The 24758-nt window shown below is 51.8% G+C and carries 17 protein-coding genes; all 17 read left to right on the top strand.

From position 1 onward, the window contains the following. The first annotated feature begins 8 nt into the window (after window positions 1-8). Complete coding sequence (locus VMF88_11605) at window positions 9-1169, top strand: heparan-alpha-glucosaminide N-acetyltransferase domain-containing protein (GenBank protein HTY11704.1); 1161 nt, start codon at window positions 9-11, stop codon at window positions 1167-1169. A 139-nt stretch (window positions 1170-1308) separates the two neighbouring features. Beyond that, window positions 1309-2442: a LacI family DNA-binding transcriptional regulator gene (locus VMF88_11600; protein ID HTY11703.1), complete on the top strand. Its 1134-nt coding sequence runs from the start codon at window positions 1309-1311 to the stop codon at window positions 2440-2442. A gap of 112 nt (window positions 2443-2554) precedes the next feature. Then, a complete protein-coding gene (locus VMF88_11595; protein HTY11702.1) occupies window positions 2555-4822 on the top strand; it encodes a GH92 family glycosyl hydrolase in 2268 nt (755 codons plus the stop codon). A gap of 51 nt (window positions 4823-4873) precedes the next feature. Then, window positions 4874-5803 carry a class II fructose-bisphosphate aldolase gene (locus tag VMF88_11590; GenBank protein HTY11701.1) on the top strand — a complete coding sequence of 310 codons (930 nt, stop codon included), beginning with the start codon at window positions 4874-4876 and terminating at the stop codon, window positions 5801-5803. Continuing rightward, window positions 5793-6683 carry a 5-deoxy-glucuronate isomerase gene (gene iolB, locus VMF88_11585; protein ID HTY11700.1) on the top strand — a complete coding sequence of 297 codons (891 nt, stop codon included), beginning with the start codon at window positions 5793-5795 and terminating at the stop codon, window positions 6681-6683. Before VMF88_11590 ends, iolB begins: the two co-directional genes overlap by 11 nt. 13 nt (window positions 6684-6696) lie before the next feature. Then, window positions 6697-7704, top strand: coding sequence for a 5-dehydro-2-deoxygluconokinase (iolC, locus tag VMF88_11580; GenBank protein HTY11699.1), 1008 nt, complete (start codon window positions 6697-6699; stop codon window positions 7702-7704). Continuing rightward, window positions 7705-9564, top strand: a complete 1860-nt coding sequence (gene iolD, locus VMF88_11575; protein ID HTY11698.1) for a 3D-(3,5/4)-trihydroxycyclohexane-1,2-dione acylhydrolase (decyclizing) — start codon at window positions 7705-7707, stop codon at window positions 9562-9564. 9 nt (window positions 9565-9573) lie between these two features. Next, window positions 9574-11043, top strand: coding sequence for a CoA-acylating methylmalonate-semialdehyde dehydrogenase (locus tag VMF88_11570; GenBank protein HTY11697.1), 1470 nt, complete (start codon window positions 9574-9576; stop codon window positions 11041-11043). A gap of 23 nt (window positions 11044-11066) precedes the next feature. Then, on the top strand, window positions 11067-11972 hold the full coding sequence (locus VMF88_11565; protein HTY11696.1) for a sugar phosphate isomerase/epimerase: 906 nt from the start codon (window positions 11067-11069) through the stop codon (window positions 11970-11972). A gap of 24 nt (window positions 11973-11996) precedes the next feature. Further along, window positions 11997-13022 (top strand): inositol 2-dehydrogenase, encoded by a 1026-nt coding sequence (gene iolG, locus VMF88_11560; GenBank protein HTY11695.1) that lies wholly within the window; start codon window positions 11997-11999, stop codon window positions 13020-13022. Window positions 13023-13059: 37 nt separating this feature from the next. Continuing rightward, window positions 13060-15360, top strand: a complete 2301-nt coding sequence (locus VMF88_11555) for a GH92 family glycosyl hydrolase (protein ID HTY11694.1) — start codon at window positions 13060-13062, stop codon at window positions 15358-15360. Between the two features lie 5 nt (window positions 15361-15365). Then, window positions 15366-16769, top strand: a complete 1404-nt coding sequence (locus VMF88_11550) for a glycosyl hydrolase family 28 protein (protein ID HTY11693.1) — start codon at window positions 15366-15368, stop codon at window positions 16767-16769. Window positions 16770-16784: 15 nt separating this feature from the next. After that, complete coding sequence (locus VMF88_11545; GenBank protein HTY11692.1) at window positions 16785-18971, top strand: sodium:solute symporter family protein; 2187 nt, start codon at window positions 16785-16787, stop codon at window positions 18969-18971. A 17-nt stretch (window positions 18972-18988) separates the two neighbouring features. Then, window positions 18989-20380, top strand: coding sequence for a glycoside hydrolase family 27 protein (locus tag VMF88_11540; protein ID HTY11691.1), 1392 nt, complete (start codon window positions 18989-18991; stop codon window positions 20378-20380). 167 nt (window positions 20381-20547) lie between these two features. Then, on the top strand, window positions 20548-23025 hold the full coding sequence (galB, locus tag VMF88_11535) for a beta-galactosidase GalB (protein HTY11690.1): 2478 nt from the start codon (window positions 20548-20550) through the stop codon (window positions 23023-23025). A 59-nt stretch (window positions 23026-23084) separates the two neighbouring features. Continuing rightward, window positions 23085-24500: an alpha-L-fucosidase gene (locus VMF88_11530; GenBank protein HTY11689.1), complete on the top strand. Its 1416-nt coding sequence runs from the start codon at window positions 23085-23087 to the stop codon at window positions 24498-24500. An 88-nt stretch (window positions 24501-24588) separates the two neighbouring features. Then, window positions 24589-24758, top strand: a 170-nt coding sequence (locus VMF88_11525) for a sugar kinase (protein ID HTY11688.1), incomplete at its 3' end; no start/stop codon positions are given.

The raw sequence follows: 24758 nt of genomic DNA, 5'->3' as shown, positions 1-24758 counted from the left end.
GACTGACTATGACACAACAGATCGAAAATACCGCTTCTGAAAAAGGCGGGCGGCTTGTTTCCCTCGATGTGCTTCGCGGAATGGCAATTGCCGGCATGATGATGGTCAACAATCATGGACCGGGTTCGGAGGTCTATACTCAAATAGAACATGCTCCATGGAACGGATGCACATTTGCTGATTGGGTCTTTCCGACCTTTCTGTTCGTAGTAGGAGTGGCGATGACTTTTTCATTCAGCCGTCGCGCTCATGATGCTTCTCAAAAGAAAGCTCTCTATGGCCATGTTCTTAAGCGCACGGCGGTTCTTTTTCTTCTCGGAATTGTTCTCAATGCGATCTCTTATAACAACTTCCCTTTCTTTTTCCCTTCGACCGTTCGCATCCCGGGAGTGCTGCAGCGCATCGCCGCATGCTATCTCGTTGTCTCTCTGATCCTGTTGAATTGCAAAATACGGGGACAAGCCGTCTGGGCAATTGGATTGGTCGTTGCTTACTGGCTCATGTTGGAATTGATACCGGTTCCCGGCTACGGCGCTGGGGTGCTGCAGCCGGCGGGGAGTTTGGAGTGGTATGTGGATTCACATTTGTTCAAAGGTCACACGTACGTCTATGCACCGACTCCGGGTTTTGACCCCGAAGGTCTTGTGAGTACCATCCCGGCGATCGCAACCACGCTTTTTGGCGCCCTAACAGGTCAATGGCTGCGGTCCGACAAACCTCAAAAGAGCAAAGCGAACTGGATGTTGGCTGCAGGAGTCGTTCTAACTCTTGTCGGTGCAGTTCTTGGAATCTGGATGCCGATCAACAAAAACTTGTGGACGAGTTCTTATGCCGTATTCATGACCGGAATAGACCTCGTGTGCTTCGGGATTCTCTATTGGTTCATTGATATACGCGGCTTTAAGAAGTGGGCGATCCCGTTCGTTATCTATGGCATGAATGCGATCTCGGTGTATTTCCTATCGGATATTGTGGCAAAACTCCTGGCGATCATCGAATGGGAGTCGTCGGGCGCAACGATCTCCCTGCGAAGTTACATCTATCAAAACCTGTTGCTGCAGATCGTCAGCCCCATCAACGCTTCGCTTGTGTACGCAATTTCCTTCATGCTGTTGATGTATCTCATTGCCTGGATTATGTGGCGCCGAAAGTGGTTTATAAAAATTTAGCTGCTGCCCACAAGAGCAAAAAAGTCTCTTTTTTCCGAATTCACTGAGGAGACGGGGATTGTTCATGGATTATACTAAACCGGTTTAGTATATTTTATGTGCCCAACCTGTCTTTCGACTCAGTGAGCAAGAAGTTCAAATGCCTAATACTCGTATGCGCCTGACTATCTCCGATATTGCCAAACTTGCCGGTGTGTCAAAGTCCACCGTTTCCCTGGTGCTGAACAACAAGCCGGGGGTGTCGGAAAAAATACGGCGCGAAGTGCTTGAGGTAATCGAGAAGTACCGCTATAACCCCAGTCAGATCGCACAGTCTCTCGCTGCGCGGGAGACAAGAAGTATCGGCCTTATCATCAAAGAAATCGATAATCCTTATTTCAGCAGACTGATGCGCGGGGTATATGATTCGTGTTCAGAGCTCGGCTATTCAGTGCTTCTGGGAAGTTCGGAACTATCTGCCGGGAAAGAGGCGGAGATCATCAAGACATTGGTCAGCAAACGCGTGGATGGGCTGATCATTTCACCGTTGCAGAGCGAAGGGTCTAATTTTTCCTATCTGATTGACCTCCTGAAAGATAATTATCCGTTGGTCATTCTCGGTATTGTCACCAACTACCCAACCAACGTCGTGGACATCGACAACGCAAAAGCTGCTTATGATGCTGTAAGTTTATTAATTCGCCACGGTCATACAAAGATCGCACACTTTGGCGGTCCGGTTCATTCCGGTCATGGGCAGAGAAGGCTTGAAGGCTACAAGCAGGCGCTGAGTGATCACGGCATTCCGATCAGCAAGAATTATATTGTCGCTGTTGAACCCTACATTCCCGACGGATATCAAGCCGGGAAGCATCTGTTCTCGGGAAATGCCGATCCTCCGACCGCAGTATTTTGTTACAACGACCTCGTTGCGATCGGGCTGATAAACGCTCTGACCGACCTGGGGGTTGATGTCCCGGACGATGTTTCTGTGATGGGCTTCGACAATATCGATTTCGGCGAGTACGTCAGAATACCCCTCACGACGGTTCAAATGCCGGCATACGAAATTGGAAAAGCTGCAGCGAGTTTATTGGTAAAGCAGATCAACAGCCCTTCAACCCCCCTCGTCGAGCGCGTCATCCTTGAACATAAGATCATCGAAAGACACTCCATCGCAAAAAGATCCGGGCAAAATTTTCGAGTGGACGATCTTACTGAGAAGACGGCGCCCGGCGACGGAACGGACGCGAAGGGTAGAATCCGGCAAGCGGACGCTACAGGGAAGAAATAATAGCCGCGTTCTTTACGCGGATCATACGATTGTGCTGGCTTCCGCGTCACAGTTCCAGCCGGCAGATAATTTCGACGCGACGACATACATGCGCGCATGATGATTCGATAACATGAAAAGGCCTCCCATTGCGATCCTTTCTCTCATCGCGGCGTTGAATTTCGGTGCAGGAGACAGATCTACCACCACGCAGAGTTCGCTTGCCGACGTCGTCAACCCGCTCATTGGAACGGCGCCCTCTCGCACCATCAGCGCATTACGGCACGGGGAAGGGACTGAAAATAACGCGCAAGTGATTCCGGAAGTCACCGTACCGTTCGGTATGACAAATTGGACCCCACAAACGAGAGTGACCGAAGCGAAATGTGTTGCGCCGTATTATTATAGTGACACACTCATCTCGGGATTTCGGGGTACCCACTGGTTGAGCGGTTCTTGTACGCAGGATTACGGGAGTTTCACCCTCATGCCCGTCACCGGCAGCGTGAACTGCCTCACGGAGAAACGCGCTTCACGCTATTTCCACGACAACGAGATCTCAAGTCCGTATTATTACAGCGTGTTCTTGGAGAAATACAATATCCGAACAGAGATCACAGCGACGACGAGATGCGGGCTGTTGAGATTCACGTTCGGCCGATCTGATCGCGGTACCATTTTCATTGAACCCAATAGTGATTTTGGAGAAGGTTCTCTCGTCATCATCCCCGAGAAGAAGGAGATCGTCGGATTTAACCCTGTCCATAGAATCTACCAGGGATGGGGGAAAAGAGCGGGGTTTTGCGGATATTTCGTCGCGCAGTTCAGCCGGGGCTTTGCATCGTACGGTGTCTATCACGATTCAACCAGGCAAACTGGCAACCGTGAAATTTCGAATCTGAAAAAGAGCGGCGGTTTTGTCTCGTTCGCGCTCGCTCCGAGCGAGAATATAACCGTCAAGATCGGAACATCGTTTACGAGTGCGGAAGAAGCGAGAAAGAACCTGGAGCGGGAAACCAATGGTTTGGATTTCGACGCGGCGAAAGAGAGGCTGAAAACAAGGTGGGATGCCATGCTCTCAAAGGTGCAGGTGCGCGGCGGTTCGATGAAATCCCGAACGAACTTCTACACTGCGCTGTATCACGCCTTCATTCTGCCGAGAACGTATAACGATGTTGACGGATCGTATCCAAGCTTTGCAGGAGGGGATTCGATCTGCAATTCCGGCGATCATACATATTATTGTGATTTTTCATTGTGGGATACCTACAGGGCATTGCATCCCCTTTTCAACCTCGTGATACCGGAGATCAATGCCGATATGGTCCGATCGCTGTTGTTGAAGGCAGAGGAGGGAGGCTGGCTTCCGATATACCCCTGCTGGAACAGTTACACTGCTGAAATGATCGGAGATCACGCCATCTCGGTCGTTGCCGACGCATACGTCAAGAATGTAGTGACGCTGACTGAAAAGGATTATTCGTATTTGAAAAAAAATGCGACGGAGACTCCAAACGAGTACCGCGAATACTTAGACGGCAAAGGGGTCCGGGCGCTACGATCGTACATCAAGTACGGTTTCATTCCCCTGGAAGACAGCGTGAATGAATCTTTCCATCGCGGAGAACAAGTGTCGCGCACGCTTGAATACGCGTACGATGATTTCGCGCTCAGCCAGATCTCGAAGAAAATGGGGAAAGAAGACGACTACACATATTTTCTTGAAAGATCCAGGAACTACAGGAACGTCTATGATGCTCGGGTCGCGTGTGTTTCCGGAAGATCTATTGACGGAACATTCACTAAAGATTTCAGCCGAACGGCCCGCATGCCCTACATCACCGAGGGGACGCCGGGGCAATATTTGTGGTATGTGCCGCAGGACGTCATTGGCTTAATGAGGCTCATGGGGGGAAAAGAAAAATTCAACGAGAGCCTAGATCAGTTTTTCGCAAGTGGTCAATACTGGCACGGCAACGAACCGGATCAGCAGGTGCCGTTTTTGTATGTTTACTCGGGCGAACCATGGAAGACCCGGAATGTTGTGCGGCAAATTCTCAATGAAGAGTACGACAATACCCCGGGGGGCTTAAGCGGAAACGACGACGCGGGCCAGATCTCTGCCTGGTACATTTTTGCATCGCTTGGCATGTACCCGGTATGTCCGTCGAGCCAAGAGTATGTATTGACCGCTCCCGCATTTGAAGAATCGGTTGTGGATCTCCCGGAGGGCAAGAAATTGATCATACGTGCGAAAGGGGCCTCCGAGGGGACGAATCATGTCAGCGCAATTCATTTCGGCCAAACATCCGTGGAGAATTTCCAACTCAGCCATTCAGACCTTGTCCATGGAGGGGTCCTGGAATTTACCATGGCGCGCGATCCCGGTGCCGAAAATTAATTGGCCGGCCGTGGGTGGAACTCATACGTCTGTGTGAAAGAAAGAACGCTCGTGAAACGAAAGACAATAGAATTACTTCGTGAGGCTTACGGGAAATATGGAATAGCTGCTTTTAACGTTTTCAACGCTGAGCAGATTCACGGAGTTTTCGCAGGCGCTTCGCAGTCCGCCCGGCCGGTGATTCTTCAGATCACTCCGGTTGCTCAGGGTTACATGAACGAGAAATTCCTGGAGGCAATGATAAACGCGGCGCATGAGGTCTATGGTCATGTGGAGTTTTCCGTTCATCTGGACCACGGAAACTTCGAATCTTGCAATCGTGCGATCGAAACGGGATTCTACGATTCTGTCATGATCGATGCTTCGGCCGAACCTTTTGAAAAAAACATCCGGATAACTTCTCAGGTAGTACAGCGGGCACACGAGGCGGGAATTGCCGTCGAAGCCGAATTGGGGATATTGGGGGGCAAAGAAGATGAAAACACGCAAGGTCCGGAGAAAGGGAGGTACACCAACCCCGATCAGGCCGCGGAATTCGTCGGCCGGACCAACTGCGACAGTCTTGCGGTCGCTGTCGGGACGAGCCACGGCGCGTACAAGCTCGAAGGCGAGGAGGGGCTGAATTTTTCGATCCTCGAACGGATTCAGACGCTCCTTCCGCGGTACCCTCTCGTCCTGCACGGCGCCTCGGGAGTCCCGCTCGATGAAATCTCCCGCATCAACGATGCTGGAGGGAAATTGAGCTCCAAAGCGAGAGGAATTACCACTGAACAACTCTTAGAAGCCGTTCGGCACGGCATCACGAAGGTAAATGTTGCAACCGATGCGAGGCTTCTCTGGACGAGAGTTCACAGGGAATTTTTTAAAGGATCCCCCGAATTATTCGATCTTGTTTTGCCGGGAAGAATATACATGGAGGAATTGAGAAATTTCGTCAGACAGAAATGTGAATCATTAATTTTAGAAAACCATGAAAATTGATCCGAAGTGTAAATTGCTGGTTCATCCGGACCATGGAGGATCTCGCGGCTATCATGAAATTCCGGCACAAACAGCCGGCTGGAATTATCTGAGTTTCGGTGCTCGCCGGATGAAAAAGGGGGAGCGATGGGAGCACGGCACCGGTGACGACGAATTATGCGTGGTTCTGCTGGGTGGAAAGTTCACGCTCTCGTCAAAATGGGGGAAATGGAGCACCGAAAAGGGACGCGCAAATGTCTTCAGCGGACTTCCGCATGCCGCGTACTTCCCTCCTGAAACCGAATTCATCCTTGAAGCAGCAAGCGCCGAAGTCGACATCGCATTCGGTTATACAAAAGGGGATGCGCAGTTTCCTGGGCGACTCATAACGCCGGAGGATGTACAGGAGCTAGGCATTGAATTCCGCGGCGGGGACAATGCCTCCAGGCAAATCAATTCGATTCTCCCCCCCGGCTCGGCCTGCCATCGTCTGGTCTGTGTTGAAGTGTATACCCCTTCGGGAAACTGGAGCTCGTATCCTCCGCACAAACACGATGTCCGCACGTTTGACCAAAAAGGAGCTCTTGCGGAAGCCCAACTGGAGGAGGTCTACTTCTATAAATTCGACAAGCCTCAGGGATTTGCGATCCAAAAAATATACACGGATGACCGGAGTCTCAATGAACTGGCGGAGCCCCATTCGGACGACGTGGTTCTTGTGCCGAAAGGATACCATCCGGTTTCAGCCGCGTTTGGGTACAACGCGTACTATTTGAACTTTTTAGCCGGGACCGATCAGTCACTGGCTAAAAGCGACGACCCCGATCACGAATGGATTTACGGGACCTGGAAAAGCATGGATCCCCGGATACCTCTTGTCACCTTGGGGATGAATAAATGAAGGCAGCTTTTCTATGAAAAAATATGATGTGATAACGTACGGCCGCTCCTCGATCGACCTGTACAGCAACAACATCGGAAGTCCGTTTGAAGAGATCAAAGAGTTTGGAGCATTTGTCGGCGGATCGCCGCTGAATATTGCCGTCGGCGCGAAACGGCTTGGATTACATTCAGCCCTGCTCACCGCTGTGGGGGATGACATGGTGGGAAAATTCGTACTGAATTTTCTTCGCACCGAAGGGGTCGAAACAGCGTTCATACCGGTCAAGAAAAATGCCCGGACAAGCGCCGTCATCCTGGGAATTCAGCCTCCGGATAATTTCCCGCTGGTCTATTACCGCGACAACTGCGCCGATTCCAAATTGAATATCGACGATGTCGTGAGGGCGGATATCGCCGGCGCACGTTTGCTGGAAGTATCCGCCACCGCGCTGAACGTCGAACCGAGCCGGTCGGCGGCATTCTTCGCGGCGGAGCAAGCGCTTGAAAACGAAGTGCCGGTGCTGATCGACCTGGATTTCAGGGCCGATCAATGGCACGATCCGCGCGCCTACGGCGTCACGGCCCGCGCGTTCCTCAACTACTGCAGACTGGCAATCGGTACGGAAGAGGAAATTCTCGCGACCATGGTCAAAGACCCTTCACAGATAAAGATCACGAATCAGCAGATTTCCGCCCCCGAGATCACCGGAAGCATCGATGAAGCGATCAAGGCGATCCTCAAGAGCAGTGTCGAAGCCCTGGTGATCAAGCGCGGTGCGAAGGGTTCATCGGTCTTCCTTAAAGACGGTAGCGTTATTGATGTGCCGGGGTTCCGTGTCGATGTCGTGAACATTCTCGGAGCGGGAGACGCATTCGCGGCCGGCTTCATGTACGGTTTCCTGCACGGCTGGGATTGGTATCGATGCTGCAGGCTTGGTAATGCCTGCGGCGCTATCTTAGTGACGAAACACGGGTGCGCCAACTTTAATCCGACGTTCCAGGAAGCAACGGACTTTATAGAATCCAACGGAGGTTTCTAAATGGAAACGATCCGATTGACAGCCGCGCAGGCGGCGATCAGATTTCTTAAACACCAATACGTTGAACGCGACGGCGTCGAAAATCAATTTTTCGCCGGATGTTTCGGGATTTTCGGCCACGGGAATGTCGCCGGGATTGGGCAAGCGCTTCAGCAGAACAAGGATTTTAGATACTACCAAACCCGCAATGAGCAGTCGATGGTACACACCGCTGCCGCATATGCAAAAATGAAAAATCGATTGAGCACCTTCGTCTGCACCTCCTCAATCGGCCCTGGTGCCACGAACATGATCACCGGCGCCGCCGCCGCGACGATCAACAGACTGCCGGTGCTCCTTATCCCGGGGGACATTTTTGCTGCGCGAAACGTGTCGCCGGTTCTTCAGCAGCTCGAAAGCTCCGGAATGCAGGATATTTCAGTCAACGATTGCTTCAAGCCTGTCGCAAAATATTGGGATCGGCTCTCTCGGCCTGAACAACTGATTACCTCGCTCCCCGAAGCAATGAGAGTTCTTGTCTCACCGGCTGATACGGGGACCGTGGTTCTCGCGATCCCGCAGGATGTTCAGGCGGAAGCATTCGATTTTCCTCTCCAGCTCTTCCGCAAGCGTGTGTGGACGATCCCGCGAATTCGCCCCGACCGCGAAATGATAAGAAGAGGAGTTGAGCTCATCAGAAATTCAAAGAAGCCTATGATCATTGCCGGCGGCGGAACGATCTACAGCGGCGCTGAAAACCTCCTCAGAAAGTTCATCAAGGAAACCGGCATGCCGGCCGCAGAAACGTTCGCGGGGAAAGGCGCACTCCCGTACAATTTGCCTGAAAATGTCGGAGCGATCGGCGTCACCGGAACGCTGGGGGCGGTTGCAATGTCAAGAGAAGCAGACCTTGTGATCGGCATCGGCACTCGCTATACCGATTTTACGACGGCTTCTAAGACCGCTTTTCAGAATCCTGAGGTGAGATTCATCAATATCAATGTTGCCGAGTTTGACGCGTATAAGCATTCGGCGCTGCCAATGGTCGGGGACGCGCGAGTTTGTCTCGAAGAAATTATAGATTTGCTCGGAAATTACAAGGTCAATGAACAATGGCATCAGAAAGCAGCCGCCTTCAACTCGTCGTGGGATGAAAGAGTCAGCGCTTATTATAGAGAGAAGGGGGAGATGCCGGTCACTCAATCTGAAGTCGTGGGGGCGGTCAACGACTTCTCCGGTCCCAGGGATGTCGTCCTCTGCGCTGCAGGGAGTTTGCCGGGTGACCTGCACAAGCTCTGGCGGACGAAGGACAGTAAATCGTTCCATTTGGAATACGGTTACTCGACAATGGGATACGAAATAGCTGCGGGTCTTGGAGCGAAAATGGCTTGCCCGGACAGAGAAATCTACGTCATGGTTGGCGACGGCAACTACCTGATGAACAACCATGAAATAATTACTTCCGTCCAGGAAGGTATCAAAATCACGATCATCCTGCTGAATAATAACGGTTTCAAAAGCATCGGCTCGCTTTCGGAATCGGTCGGCAGCCAACGGTTCGGAACGGAATACAGAATGCGGAACCGGACGACGGGCGAATTGGACGGCATGCAGCTGCCGGTCGACTTCGCGGCGAATGCACGGAGTCTCGGGGCACAGGTCATCGAAGCAGATACGATCGCCTCCCTTCGGAAAGGCCTCGAACGCGCGAAGCAATCCGATCGCACAACGGTCATTTGCATCAATACCGATTTGAAAAAAGGAATAGACGGTTATGCCTGGTGGGATGTCGCGGTTGCAGAAGTGTCGGAAATGGACTCTGTCAAGGAGGCGCGCCGGATATATGCGGAGAACAAGAAAACGCAGAACTACTACCTTTGATAAAAAGAGATGAAGACTCTCAAGAACTACATTGACGGGAAGTGGATCGACAGCACGTCGAGCGATCGCATTGCCGTAGAAGACCCCGGCACCGGAGAGATGATCTGGCAGGTCCCGCGCGGCAACGAAGAAGATGTCGAACTCGCAGCAAGAGCGGCCGCACGCGCATTCAATCCCTGGAGAAATGTACCGGCAGAAAAGAGGATTCAATACCTCTTCGGAATGAAGGCGGTGTTGGAGCGAAACGCCGATGAGATCGCGACGATCTGCACGAGAGAATGCGGCAAAACCTTCGCCGAATCAAAAGCTGAAATTGTAAGGGCGGTCGAAAACGTCGAGGTGGCATGCGGGATACCTCTGTTGATGCAGGGGGAATTCTCGGAAAACATTTCAACCGGCATCGACGAATTTGTGATCCGCCAGCCTTTGGGAGTTGCAGCCTGCATTACTCCGTTCAATTTCCCCGTGATGATCCCTTTTTGGTTCTTTCCGTACGCGATCGCATGCGGCAACACGTACATCGTGAAACCTTCGGAAAAAGTGGCGGGAACGATGTCGCGTATTTTTGAGATCCTTGAAGAGGTGGGGCTGCCTAAAGGCGTACTGAACCTGGTGCACGGCGCGAAGGAGACCGTCGACGCTATCTTGCATCATGACGAGATCAAGGCCGTCAGTTTTGTTGGGTCCACAACCATAGCACGATATGTGTACGCAAAAGGAACCGAGAATGGCAAGAGAGTACAGGCGCAGGGAGGGGCGAAAAACCCCTTGGTTGTCATGGGTGATGCGGACCCTAAAACCACCACTGGGATTATTGCGGACAGCGTTTATGGCTGCGCCGGGCAGCGATGCCTGGCAGCTTCAACGGTCATCCTTGTGGGAGATGCCGTGGAAAAGTTCAAGGATCAGCTTGTTGAGGCAGCCAGGTCCAAGGCGACGTGGTATGGACTCGACAAGAAAGCACAGATGGGGGCGATCATCACCTCGGAGAGCAAGAACAGGATTGAATCGATCATAGAAGAGGCAAAGAACAAAGGGGCTCACGTTTTGGTGGATGGAAGGAATACCTCGATCGCCGGTTTCGAGAAGGGGCACTATATCCAGCCGACCATCATTGAAGAGGCCCCTCCGGACTCCGCTGCGGCCATGACTGAAATTTTCGGCCCTGTGATGAACTTGAAATATGTGGAGACTCTCGAGGATGCCATTGACTTCATCAACCAAGGGAGGTATGGAAACGCTGCCTGCATCTTCACAACAAGCGGATCGGCGGCCCGCAAGTTCAGGAGTGACGTGTTGGCCGGAAATGTCGGAATCAACATTGGAGTTCCGGCCCCGATGGCGTTCTTCCCCTTCAGCGGCTGGAAGGAGTCGTTCTTTGGCGATCTTCATGGGCAATCGAGGCACGCGGTAGAATTTTTCACTCAGACAAAAGTAGTTATTGAACGCTGGCATGAAGAATGGTCTAGAAAATTTTAAATGAACGTGAACGAAAGACATCAATGGCAATGATCAGCATAGCGAACGCACCTTGCTCGTGGGGTGTGCTTGAATTTGAACTTGAAGGAAAAGCGCCTGCCTACGACCAGGTGCTCGATGAAATAAAGGAAACAGGATACGACGGGTCAGAACTCGGCGACTGGGGTTTTATGCCGTCACAACCTGCGCGGCTGCGGTCCGAGCTTGAGAAGCGGGGATTGAAGATGGTCGGCGCTTTTGTCCCCGTGTTATTGAAGGACGAAAAGAAGCACAAAGCGGGGGTCGAGACCGCAGTGCGAACGGCATCGTTAATGAAGGACGCCGGGTATCGCGATGCGTTCATCGTTCTGGCCGACGAGAACGGAACGATACCCGTGCGCACGAAGAATGCGGGGCGCATCACCCGCGAATTAGCTCTGACGGAAAAGGAGTGGAAAATTTTCTGCGATGGCGCTGAGCGCGTTGCCCGGCAAGTGAAAAAAGAAACGGGATTGCGGACCGTCTTCCATCATCATTGCGGCGGGTATATTGAGACGCCCGATGAGGTGGAGATCCTGATGAACTCTACCGATCCCGATCTGCTCGGATTGGTACTCGATGCCGGGCATTACAAATTTGGCGGAGGAGACCCAATTCTGGCCTTAAAAAAATACGGCCGCCGTATCTGGCACGTTCACTTCAAAGACTGCGACGATCGAATCGCCGCCCTGGCTCGGCAGAATACATTGGACTATTTTGAATCGGTCAGGCATGGAGTATTTTGCGAGCTTGGAAAGGGATCCGTCGATTTTCCTGCGATCGTTCAGCAACTGCAGCGGACGATGTATGAAGGCTGGATCGTGGTCGAACAAGATGTCCTGCCCGGCATGGGCAACCCCAAAGTATGCGCGCGGCGTAACCGTGAGTATATCAAATCACTCGGACTATAAATTCAGAAAAACCTGGATATCATGATGAAGAAAATTCAAATAGGCGTACTTGGCATCGGGCGCATCGGAAAAGTTCACGCCGAAACCATCGCCCGAAGCATTCCCGAAGCAGAAATTGCGGCGATCGCAGACGTCAACATTGAGGCGGCACGGTCGTTCGCTGAACGTCTGTCGATCAAGTCAGTGTTCGGCGATTCCCGGCGCGTGATCGACAACCCCGACGTCGACGCGGTATTGATCTGCAGTCCTACCGACACCCATGCTCGGTATATCGTCGAAGCGGCGAAAGCGGGGAAGCACATCTTCTGCGAAAAGCCGATCGATCTTGACCTGGCGGCCATCGAAAGGACGTTGGACGTGGTGGAGAAGTGCGGCATCAAACTTATGGTCGGATTCAACAGACGATTCGACCCGAATTTCAAGAAGATCAAGCAGATGGTCCTCGACGGGAAGATCGGTGAACCGCATATCCTGAAGATCACTTCGAGAGACCCCGCTCCCCCTCCGCTGGAATATATTGCTGTATCGGGGGGAATGTTTCTCGATATGACGATTCACGATTTCGACATGGCCCGTTTCATTGTCGGCAGCGAAGTCGACGAAGTGTTTGCAGTGGCGGATGTTAAAGTCGATGAGGCGATAGGGCGGGCCGGAGATGTGGATACCGCAGTGATCACGCTGAGGTTCAAGAACGGAACTCTCGGCGTCATTGACAACAGCCGGCGTGCTGTGTATGGCTATGATCAGCGGGTTGAAATTTTCGGCTCGGAAGGCATGGTCAAGGTGGATAATAATGCTCCCGATAACCACGATTATTACAGCAGAGACGGAGTTCATTCTTCCCTTCCTCTGAATTTTTTCATGGACCGGTACACCGAGGCCTACGCGAACGAGATCAAGGAATTCTGCCGATGCGTCGCGCAGGATCAGCCGGTGAGCGTAGGGGGAATGGACGGGTTACTCTCGGTCGCGATCGGCATGGCGGCAAAGAAATCGCTTGCCGCCAAAAGGCCGGTGAAGGTCTCCGAGGTATACCGAGACTCGAAGTGAGAGCGGCCTAAATGATGCCCCCAATAAATGATGCGGTATGGTTAGCATGTGTTCGGACCTCATGATAGGCTGTCAGCGGCTGAGCAAAGATGTTGTTCGGGTCTCTATTTTCATTGCCTTCTTTGTCGCAGGCGCATCGGCACAGACGCTCACCACGTATGTTGATCCTTTCATTGGCTCCGAGGGAGAGGGACATGTTTTTGTCGGACCGTCGTGTCCGTTCGGTATGGTGAAGCCGGGGCCTGACTGCGACCTCAATGCTAACAGCGGGTATGTCTCCGACACGTTACGGCCCATTTTTGGGTTCAGCCAGGTGCATGTCAGCGGAACCGGAGGAGGACCGAAATACGGCAATATTTCAGTGATGCCTTTCAACGGAGACCTCGATTCGCTGTCCCAGGAATCTCCTCGAACAGAAGAAACGGCGCATGCCGGATACTACGGCGTCAGACTCAAAAGATGGAACATCAATGTCGACCTGACGGCATCTCATAGTGTAGCCTTCCATCGTTATACATTTCACGCAAAAAGCCGGCATGGAATTAAAATTGATGGCGGCTTTTTCCTTGGCGAAAAACCGATTCCTGATTCGCGGGAAGCCCAGCAATTTGTCGGGTCGGAAATTCAAATTCTGAATGACTCTACTATCGCAGGCTACAGCAGAATACGAGGGGGCTGGAACAACGGAAAAGCCTATACTGTCTATTTTCAGGCAGTCTTTGACCATCCCTGCACAGGATACGGAACTTGGAAAGGCAAGGAGATTTGTCCGCGGGTGAAAACGCAATTCGATTCGGGGGAAAAGACGGGCGCTTTCTTTTATTTTGACGGCGCGGAGAACGAGGTCATTCAAATGAAGATCGGCGTATCTTTTGTAAGCGCCTTGAAGGCCGCGCATTCGATAACAGAGGAAGCGCCGCGCTGGAATTTCGATGCATTGTTGGAGCGGACCGACAGTACATGGGAACGGCTGTTGCGGAGGATCGAAATAGAAGCCTCATCAGATCAGAAGAAAATGTTTTATACTGCCCTGTACCACACGATGCTGATGCCTGTCGATCGATCGGGGGAGAATCCCCTCTGGGTCTCCTCTGAACCTTACTACGACGATTTCTACGCGATCTGGGATATCTATCGATCTTCTCTTCCTCTGATTACGCTGATCGACCCCGGCCGGGAAACCGACATTGTCAACGCCCTTCTCAATATTTACAAACATGACGGGTACATGCCCGACGCAAGGAGCGGCAACTGCAACGGCAGAACTCAGGGAGGTTCGAACGCTGACGTTGTGATCGCAGACGCATACGTGAAAGGCCTCAAGGGAATCGATTATAGCCTTGGATTGAAGGCGTTGTTAAAAGACGCAACGATCCCCCCGGGGGACAACGAGGAAAAAGAGGGACGCGGCGGATTGGCGGACTATAACACCATTGGCTACGTGTCGAACCGGTACGCTCGAGCAGGCAATAGAACTGTCGAATACGCCTATGACGATTTCTGCATTTCTGAAGTTGCCAAAGGATTGGGCAGAATGAAGGAGTATCAGCAATATCTCAAACAGTCCGGCAATTGGCAGAACCTGTGGAGAGATGTTGACGACCACGGGGCGCATGGCTTCATCATGCCAAAAGACGTCTCCGGACATTGGGTCGACAGCATTGAATGCGATGGACAGAGCGGCACCTATGTCCGGTATACACCTTTGGCTCAGGAGTGGCCGAAATGCGTCTGCTGGTGGTGCGGTTTTTTTTATGAAGGCAATTCGTGGGAGTATTCTCTTTTTGTTCCGCAGGACGTACAGGGGCTCATCGTCAAGACAGGGGGGACAGATGCATTTCGATCGCGATTGGATACATTCTTCGATAACGGGTATTACAACGTGAGCAACGAGCCCGATTTCCTCACACCGTGCCTCTATCATTGGGTAGGAAGACCTGACGTCAGCAGCCAGCGTATCAGGTCCATTATCGACACGTGCTATAACAGCTCTCGAAGCGGGATCCCGGGCAATGACGATTCGGGGGCAATGTCGTCCTGGCTCGCGTTTCACATGATGGGATTGTATCCAAATGCCGGACAACCGTACTACCTGATCACAGCCCCTTTTTTTCCGAGAGTGGCCTTGCACGAAGAAGAGGGGGGAACGTTCACGATCATAGCTCGGAATCTCTCTGAGAAAAATTTATTCATCCAATCGGCGACCTTGAATGGCAGGCCATTCAATCAAGCGTGGATCGGTCATCGGGAGATCCTGGAAGGGGGAACATTGACCCTCGAGATGGGGGCACGGCGGTCACACTGGGGAGAAACAATATCCCCTCCCAATCCGGAATGATCATCGTGAAAACCCTTGACATAACCACATACGGAGCGATCGGCGACGGCAAAACAGACAATGCCCTCGCTATCCAAAAAGCAATCGATGACTGTTCACGGTCAGGCGGCGGAATCGTGAGCGTACCTGAGGGGCAAACATTTTTGACCGGGCCTTTCAATCTCAAATCGTTCGTCAACCTTCGCGTCGAAGAAAATTCAACCTTGCTGGCAAACCCGGATGAATCTGTGTACACGAAGAGCGCCTTCAGAGAGAATGTGGGCGAGGGGAGTATCTGGATAGGCGCTGAGAACGCGAAAGAAGTGACCATCAGCGGAAAAGGCGCCATCGATGGCAACGGCGCCGCCTTCATGGGGCCCGAGGAGAAAGCGGCGTACGCACTCAAGCCATTCGTTACTTTTGACCGGCGTCCACATGTATTCACTCCCGTCCATTGTACCGGGCTCTCCATCCACGATGTTACGTTCAAGAATTCCGCGTATTGGTGTCTTCACCTAGTCGGTTGCAGCAACGTGAACATCGCCGGAGTAAAGATCTACAATGACCTGAAAATCAGGAACTCCGACGGCATAGACCTGGATCACTCCTCAAACGTCCTTATTAAGGACTGCGATATTGAATCCGGCGACGATTGTATTTGCTTCAAAACGAGAAGGGAATACGCCGAATACGGGCCGACGGAGCATGTGGTAGTATCTGGTTGCTTCCTCACCTCGACTTCGTGTGCGATCAAGTTGGGGAGCGAGAATGTCGATGCGATCCGAGATATCCTTGTGCACGATTGTACCATTCGGTCCAGCAACCGAGGGATCGGCCTCCAAAATAGGGATGAGGGGCGCATGCAAGACATCAATTTTAAGAATATTTCAGTGGAAGGAAGATTATTTGACGACGTTTGGTGGGGGAAAGCCGAACCCATTTCTGTCACCGCTTATAAAAGAGCGGCAAGCAAAGGGAAGGACGCCAACGTCAGGTTTGCCAAAGGGCAAACAGAAGGAAACGTCGGCGCAATTTCCCGCGTGACGTTTTCAGGGATCACGTGCAGAAGCGAAAACGGGATCTTTGTCGGCGGAGAGAGCGACAAGGTCCATGGGATCGAATTTTCAGACGTTCATCTTCAAATTTCAAAGACCACGAAGTTTGCCGGCGGCGTGTACGACCTGCGCCCCTCGGATACCGTAGGGATTCTTCAAGCTCCCACCGCCGGGTTTTACTTATTGAATGCAAAAGAGGTTTCCTTAAAAAACTGTTCCGTTCATTGGGGAGAAAAGAAAACGCCGTACTTTAAGCACGCCCTCTATGCTTCAGAAGTTGCCGGCCTGCGCGTCGATAACTTCGCTGGGAACGGAGCACAGGACGGCATCAAAGCGATTCAGTGCGACAGGTGCGAAAGCCTGCAGCTCACCTAGAAGAATAAATCAGCCATGTTTGGTCTTCGATTCCTTGACCTTCTCGTGATCGCCGCCTACTTCGGGGCGATCATAGCAATCGGTATTCGATCGGCGTTGCGAATAAAAAACCAGGAGGACTATCTTCTGGGAGGGAGAAAATTCGGAAAGCTGATCCAAACATTTGCAAGTTTTGGACAGGCGACGTCGGCGGACCAGCCCGTGGGGGTGGCAACTACAACTTTCCACAACGGAGCGTCCGGCGCATGGAGTGCGCTTCTGCTGGTATTCTTTACGCCGGTGTTCTGGATAACTTCCCCGTGGCTCCGCAGGATGAGACTGTTGACGATGGGAGATTTCTATGAGGAGCGTTATGGATCAAAAAAGATGGCAGCAACGTACGCTCTCATTGCGACGTTCGGGATGATGGGTTTGCTCTCCGTCGGTTACACGGCAATGAGCAAGACCGTGCTGGCAATTACCCCGAAAAGCGTCGCCGAATACAGCGCTCAGGAACGGCGGGAGTATGACCTTGCTCAGGAGATGAACGGACTGGAAAACAGAGACTTCAATCTGCTCACCGAGGCCCAACAAGCCCGGCTTCATGAATTACGGCTGCTGAATCCGCAAGGATTTTTTTCGTACAACAGTGAAGCGCTGCTTGTGTGGATCGTTTGCGTCATAACGATCATGTATGCCGCGACCGGAGGGCTGGAAGCTGCCTTTTACACCGACATGCTTCAGGGCTCGTTCATCATCGTTTTATCCGTCATCTTGATCCCGTTCTCCTGGTCGAGAATTTCCCGCATATACGGGGACGGTAATATTCTGTCCGCTCCGAAAATACTTCACCAACATTTGCCGCAGTCGTTCTTCGAAATATTCGGCTCCCCCTCGCTGATCGATTTTACCTGGTATTTCATCATTGCCGCCTCCTTGGTCGCAGGAGTCACCGTCGTCACGCAGCCCAATCAACTTGTGACGAATGCGGCGGCAAAGGACGAGCATTCGGCTCGAATGGGATTCGTCACCGGCGTGTTCATGAAGCGATTTTGCACGATCCTCTGGGCTGTTGTTGGCCTTGCCGCGACGTTATTGTATACGGGGAAAGTCCAGGATTCCGATCTGATCTGGGGGTACGCCACCCACGACCTCTTGGGACCTGTGGGGTTCGGATTGATCGGACTGATGGTGGCGTCGATGATGGCTGCGCTCATGTCTGCCGCAAGCTCCCTGATGCTCACGGTCTCCGGCTTGTTACTTCATAATATCTACCGGCCTCTGGTCCCGGGGAAGAGCGAGAAACACTACGTCTGGGCCGGCAGAATGTTTGGCGGATTGTTTCTGATCGGAGCGGCGATGATCGCGCTCCAGTTCAACGATGTCTTTGAACTCCTGAAATTTATCTGGTCATTTTTTGTTATCTTTGCGGCGGCGTTTTGGCTCGGATTAAAATGGCGGCGCGCAACGCGTGTGGCGGCATGGTCTTCCATCGTGTCGACGCTCTTCATCTTTTACATCATTCCGCTGGCAGTGCCCTCGGCATTCCCTTCGTTGCGGACAAATACGTGGATGCTTCTTGAAACCCATCCATCGCCGGTAACGCGTTCGTATGCCGCGAGTGAGTCGGATGTTGAGCTGAGGAATAAGGAGAGGGCGAATTGGGAGTCATTGGACCCTGTACATAAGGCATCTGTTGAATGCCCGCCGGCACTGAAGTTCGGCGAGACGTTTTCGAAACAGTATCAATTGCCTTCGAGAGCGATCTTTTGGTCCAAACAGCCGGTAATGAACGAGAAGGGGGTCTTCGTTGCGCAAGGGTCTTTTTTCCCTGAACTCGTCGTGCTGCATTTCCTTGGATTCAATCTCCAGGATAAGCCGTACGCCTTGCTAGAAACGATCACGATGATCGTTCCTCTGGTCTTTTCCTTTCTTGTTCTTGTCGTGGTGACGCTGTTCACTGTCTCCGATCACGATGAAAGAGCGCTTCGCTTCTTCCTGAAAATGCGGACCAAAGTCCGTGGCCTTGGGCCCGAGGCGGACGCGGTTGATCTCAAGAATGCTTTTGACCACCCCGATCAGACCGAGAAGCTCCTTCTTTTCCGGGGAACAAACTGGGAAATATACAGGTGGAACCGGCAAGACATCCTGGGGTTTCTCGCATCAATTGCCATCGTCTTCGTGGTCCTGGGAACATTGTACGCGGTGGTTTCCATCTACTAATCATTAGGCTGAGCCATATGAAGAGTTCACGACTTCGGTGCGTCTCTTTGATGTTGTTCCTTGCAGTTTGCGTTAGAAGCAACGCACAAGATGCCGGAAAATTAAATTCGAATACGGGAGAAGAGGCGGCGCCGACTCCGCCGATGGGATGGAATAGTTACGATGCGTTCGGAAGTAATGTCACAGAAGCGCAGTTCAGGTCTGAAGTTGATTTTTTAAGGGCGAATTTGCTCTCCCATGGATGGAAATACGCCGTCGTCGATTATCTCTGGTTTAATCCGACAGGCGGACCGAACATTCATCTTCGCAAGAATGGGGAGCCGATCGATTCGCTTGCTATGGATGAATTCGGCAGACTCCTTCCGGCGGTCAACAGATTCCCATCTGCGGCGGGCTCAAACGGTTTTAAGCCCCTCGCCGAGTATGTACATGGCATGGGCCTGAAATTCGGCATCCATATCATGCGCGGAATTCCGCGACAGGCATACTGGAAAAACATGCGCATCCTTGGCACAACGTTCTCCGCCCGCGAGGCTGCTGATACGCTGGCGTCCGGCCTTTGTCCATGGAACGACAATATGTACGGCCTGGATCCGGAGAGGCCCGGATCCCAAGCTTACTATAATTCGATCTTCAATCTGTACGCCCAATGGGGAGTTGATTTCATCAAGGTCGATGACATCGCCCGTCCATACCATAAAGGTGAAATTGAAATGATACGTAAGGCGATCGATCAATGCGGCAGACCTATGGTCCTGAGTCTGTCGCCGGGGGAAACGCCTTTATCTGAAGGGCAGAACGTGTCGAAGAATGCTTCGATGTGGCGTATCGCAGACGATATGTGGGACTCGTGGAAGGATCTCAGGCACAACTTCGACCTCTTGAATTCCTGGACTGAATGGAGAAAAAAGGGGCATTGGCCTGATGCGGACATGCTTCCCATCGGCCACGTCTCATTGAATGGATCGCCGAACGGGCCGGATCGGCTCTCGAGGTTCACGAAGGAAGAAACGTACACGTTGTTGACTCTCTGGTGCATCGCCCGTTCTCCGCTTATCATGGGCGGGGAATTGCTCACGACCCCGCAGTGGGTCATTGCACTGCTGCAGAACAGCGAGGTCATCGCAGTTGACCAGCATAGTACGGAGAATCGCCAGGTGATGAAGAACGACTCCGATGCTGTCTGGATGGGTCGTGACCCAGCGACAGGAAAAATCTACGTCGCACTGTTCAATTTACTGGATCAGGGGCGCACGATAGAGTTCAAATTCGTGTGGGTGCCGGACCTCAAAGGGCCCTGCCTTCTGCACGATCTGTGGAACAATAGAGACATCGGCAGCGTTGAAAAACGCTTCACCATCACTGTAGGGGCGCACGGCGCCGGGCTGTTCAGTCTGACTCAGCAATAATAGTTAGCCAGACATGATGGGTTCTCGATGAAATGTTTTCCCGACAACTGGTCAGGTCATCAAGGTCCGGTTCCGCAGTGAAGAACTTCTCTGGCATTCTGCCTTTGGTGCCTTCAATTTCCTGCTAACACATGTACTATTTTGATAAATCGGAAAGGATTATTCTCATGCATTCATTGTCGAGCCGTCTGTTTCGTGACGTGCATGCTCAATGGTACAAAGCGGCGATCGTGTTTTTCATTTCCATCTTTATGTTTCCAGGTGTGATCATCGGGGGCCTGCACTCCGACTCGGGTACGAGGAAGACCGAACTTTTCTGCACGAACTGGTCTTTTCACCTCGGCGATATTCAGGGAGCCGAGAGCCCCGCATTTAACGATTCGGCATGGAGGCTTCTGGATCTGCCTCACGACTGGAGCATTGAAGGAGCGTTTGACAAGGATAATCCGGCCGGCTTTGACGGAGGAGCACTCCCCGGCGGCGTCGGGTGGTATCGAAAGACGTTCACGGTCGAGGAATCAAACAAAGGAATGCTCATCTTCATTGACTTCGACGGTATCTACAGGAACAGCGAAGTTTGGATCAACGGCCACTATCTTGGAAGGAGACCGTACGGTTACTCATCGTTCGAATATGAGCTGACTCCGTTCATCAATTTCGGGAACGAGAAGAATGTGCTGGCCGTGAGAGTCGATAATTCTGAACAGCCGAACTCACGGTGGTATTCCGGCTCGGGAATTTACCGAAACGTCTGGCTTGTCAAGTCGTCAAGAGTGTTTGTTGATCACTGGGGGACGTTCATCTCGACGCCGCATGTGACCAAGGAAGGCGCACAAGTATCGATCCGGACGAGGATCAGGAATGCAATGAATACTGACCAAACGGTCACGCTGTCCACCATCCTGGTCGATAAGGATTCCAGGGAGGCCGGCAGAATCGCCTCGAACGCCGTCGTTCCGAAAAATTCTGTTTACGAATTTTCTCAGACTGCTCTGATCGCAAATCCGCAGCTGTGGAATGTTGATCGGCCTGCTCTGTATACCGCCAAATCAGAAGTTGCGGTTGACGGAAAAGTGAGTGATGCGTATTCAACGACATTCGGCGTTCGGACATTTTCGTTCGATATTGATAAAGGATTCATCTTGAACGGCGAACGGCTCAAAATACTCGGTGTCTGCGATCACCACGATCTGGGCTGTCTTGGCGCTGCGATCAACACGCGAGCATTGCAGCGGCAGCTTGAACTTCTTAAGACGATGGGCTGCAACGGAATTCGCACATCGCATAATCCTCCTGCGCCCGAGCTGCTGGATTTATGCGACAAGATGGGATTCATCGTGATGGACGAGGCTTTCGACATGTGGATGAAGCCGAAGACTAAATTCGATTATCATCTCGATTTTGCGGAATGGCATAAGCGGGATCTGGAGGATATGGTTGTGCGCGATCGAAACCACCCGAGCATCATGATCTGGAGCATCGGGAATGAACTTCCGGAACAGTGGGATCCCACAGACACAAGCGGAGCGGAGATCGCCAGGGATCTTTGCGCGATCATACGGAACCTGGATACAACGCGTCCGATCACTTCCAATTGCAGCGATCACAAAACGGATAACATCGTCATTCGATCCGGGGCTCTGGACATTGTCGGGTTTAGCTACGGTCAAAATGAATACCCGACGTTCCAAACAAATTTTCCGGGACAGAAGCTGATCGGTTCTGAGACCGCCTCAGCGCTTGAAAGCCGGGGTCACTATGATATGCCCTCGGACAGTGTCCGTGTCTGGCCTGCTCCAAAGAACAAATCGTATGTTACCGGGAATCCGGATTACACGGTTTCAGCTTATGACAATGTCTGTGTGCCCTGGGGGGCGACGCATGAAGAAGCATGGAAACTTGTGAAGAAGAACGACTTTGTCGCGGGAACATTCATTTGGACGGGCTTCGACTACCTGGGAGAACCGACTCCATATCAATGGCCTTCGAGGAGTTCCTACTTTGGCATCTTTGACCTCGCCGGTTTTCCGAAGGATGCATACTACTTGTACAAGAGCGAATGGACGCAGGAACCAGTGCTGCATATTTTGCCCCACTGGAACTGGAAAGCGGGTCAGTTGATAGATGTATGGGCATACACTAATTGCGATGAGGCCGAGCTTTTCCTTAACGGGAAGTCGATGGGCGTGCGAAGAAAAGGGGCGGATGATCTGCATCTGATGTGGCAGATCACGTATGAGCCGGGGACGCTAAAGGCGATCGGCAAAAGAGGAACAATGGTGTTAACTGATGAAGTGAAAACCGCAGGTTCTCCTGCAAAGATCGTTCTCGAGGCCGATCGAAATCGTATTGCGGCGGATGGACGGGATCTTTCGTTTGTGACGGTCAAAGTGCTCGACGAAAAAGGGGTTCTTGTTCCCGATGCAGAAAATCTGGTCCGATTTAAGATCTCCGGCGAAGGCAAGATCGCAGGAGTGGACAACGGTTCAGAGATTGATCACGAGCCGTTCAAGGCCGATTACCGGAAGGCCTTTAATGGACTCGCTCTCGTTGTTATTCAGTCGACCGAAAAAAAGGGAGCAATTCAGCTTGAGGCGTCATCGGATGGGCTGAAACCGTCCGCTCTGCTCATTACTTCAGAATGAGCGAAAGCTTTGCATTGATGACTTCTAAATAAAGGGCACTCATCACAAAAGAGGAATGAGTGACGCGATCACCCGTCATAATATTCATTGCATCAATTGTTGTCGTCGTCTTCAGTGGAGGCGGAAAGAATGCCGCCGAATCTCCGCCGATAGAGTTCACGCATCCTTTCCCATCGAAAACTCAATTGCAATGGGAGAACAGTAAGCTTGAAATGTTCGTCCATTTCGGCATGAATACCTTTACGGATAAGGAATGGGGAAACGGCACTGAAGACCCGGCGCTTTTTAATCCGACGGCCTTCAATGCCGACCAATGGGCTGCCGCGGCTAAAGAAGCCGGATTTAAGTACTTAATTTTAACTGCCAAGCATCACGATGGCTTTTGTTTGTGGCCCAGCAAGTTTACCGGACATACCGTGAGAAAGAGCCCCTATAAGAATGGTCAAGGCGACATTGTTAAAGAAGTGGCCGCAGCATGCCAGAAGGAGGGCCTCAAGTTCGGGTTTTATCTCTCCCCGTGGGACCGGCACGAATCGACGTACGGTACCGATGCCTATAATGCATTTTATTGCAATCAGCTCACCGAATTATTGACGAACTATGGAGAAATCAGTGAGGTGTGGTTCGACGGTGCAAACGGCGAAGGGCCGAATGGAAAACATCAGGTGTACGATTGGCCGAAGTACTATTCGACGATACGCCAATATCAGCCCGGTGCCCTTATCGCGATCGAAGGCCCCGATATCCGTTGGGTTGGAAACGAGAACGGAATGGCCGGCGAGACCGAATGGAGTATCCAACCCCCAAAATACCCTCTGCAAAATTCTGCCGAACCGAAAACATGGTGGCCGTCCCAATGCGATGTCTCGATTCGGCCCGGATGGTTTTACCATGCTTCCGAAGACGAACAGATAAAGACCGTTGATCAACTCGTGGATATCTACTTCAAGTCTGTCGGTAGAAATAGCAATCTGCTCCTGAATGTCCCCCCGAATTCCCATGGCTTGATTGCGAGCGTCGATGTTCATCGGTTGCAGGATTGGCATGCTCGGTTGGCGAAGATATTTGCAAATGAACTGTTCACAAACGCCGCCATCGTAGCCTCAAATACCAGGAATGAAAGTTATTCCGTTCACAACTGTCTTGACCACAACGCCGGGACGTTTTGGACCACGGAGAAAGACACCACCGCTGCTGATATTATTATCACGATGGACAAGGCTGCGGATATCAATATTATAGAACTTGATGAAGTCATTGAGTTCGGTCAACGGATCTCTTCGTTCGAGATTTATGCAGATCACAATGGCACATGGGGCAAGATCTTTTCGGGCACCACGATCGGCAGAACACGTCTCGCTCGTTTCCCGGCCGTGAACACTCAGCGAATAAAAATTGCCATCACTTCATCTCTTGCCGCGCCGGTCCTAAGTTCAGTTGAGGGGTATTACGATGAAAATAATGAAGTACGTTAGCGATTCAGTTTTTACCTTTCTTGTGTGCGAGAAGCATTGCGAATCAACTTTCAGGCTTGAATTAAAATAGATTCTTAGAGGAGCATCGATGAATTATGGTATGAAGGTACCCGCGGTGGGGGGACTTGATTTCGTTTCCGTGGGAGCATTGGTCCACCGACTCGACCCGGGCATCATTCCATTCAGGAAGGCGACGGAATGCCAGATCCATGTCAGCGGCGGGGAGTTCAACGTAGCGGCGAACCTTGCGGACTGTTT

The sequence above is a fragment of the Bacteroidota bacterium genome (assembly GCA_035506275.1).
Taxonomy (GTDB): Bacteria; Bacteroidota; Ignavibacteria; order UBA10030; family UBA8401; genus JAGVPT01.
This window is presented reverse-complemented; position numbering and strand designations above follow the sequence as displayed.

Coding starts and splice junctions, on each gene's coding strand:
- VMF88_11555 (HTY11694.1), top strand. CDS start 13,060: ATGGTTAGCATGTGTTCGGACCTCATGATAGGCTGTCAGCGGCTGAGC.
- VMF88_11595 (HTY11702.1), top strand. CDS start 2,555: ATGAAAAGGCCTCCCATTGCGATCCTTTCTCTCATCGCGGCGTTGAAT.
- iolG (HTY11695.1), top strand. CDS start 11,997: ATGAAGAAAATTCAAATAGGCGTACTTGGCATCGGGCGCATCGGAAAA.
- iolB (HTY11700.1), top strand. CDS start 5,793: ATGAAAATTGATCCGAAGTGTAAATTGCTGGTTCATCCGGACCATGGA.
- galB (HTY11690.1), top strand. CDS start 20,548: ATGCATTCATTGTCGAGCCGTCTGTTTCGTGACGTGCATGCTCAATGG.
- VMF88_11565 (HTY11696.1), top strand. CDS start 11,067: ATGGCAATGATCAGCATAGCGAACGCACCTTGCTCGTGGGGTGTGCTT.
- VMF88_11605 (HTY11704.1), top strand. CDS start 9: ATGACACAACAGATCGAAAATACCGCTTCTGAAAAAGGCGGGCGGCTT.
- VMF88_11600 (HTY11703.1), top strand. CDS start 1,309: ATGCCTAATACTCGTATGCGCCTGACTATCTCCGATATTGCCAAACTT.
- iolD (HTY11698.1), top strand. CDS start 7,705: ATGGAAACGATCCGATTGACAGCCGCGCAGGCGGCGATCAGATTTCTT.
- VMF88_11545 (HTY11692.1), top strand. CDS start 16,785: ATGTTTGGTCTTCGATTCCTTGACCTTCTCGTGATCGCCGCCTACTTC.
- iolC (HTY11699.1), top strand. CDS start 6,697: ATGAAAAAATATGATGTGATAACGTACGGCCGCTCCTCGATCGACCTG.
- VMF88_11540 (HTY11691.1), top strand. CDS start 18,989: ATGAAGAGTTCACGACTTCGGTGCGTCTCTTTGATGTTGTTCCTTGCA.
- VMF88_11570 (HTY11697.1), top strand. CDS start 9,574: ATGAAGACTCTCAAGAACTACATTGACGGGAAGTGGATCGACAGCACG.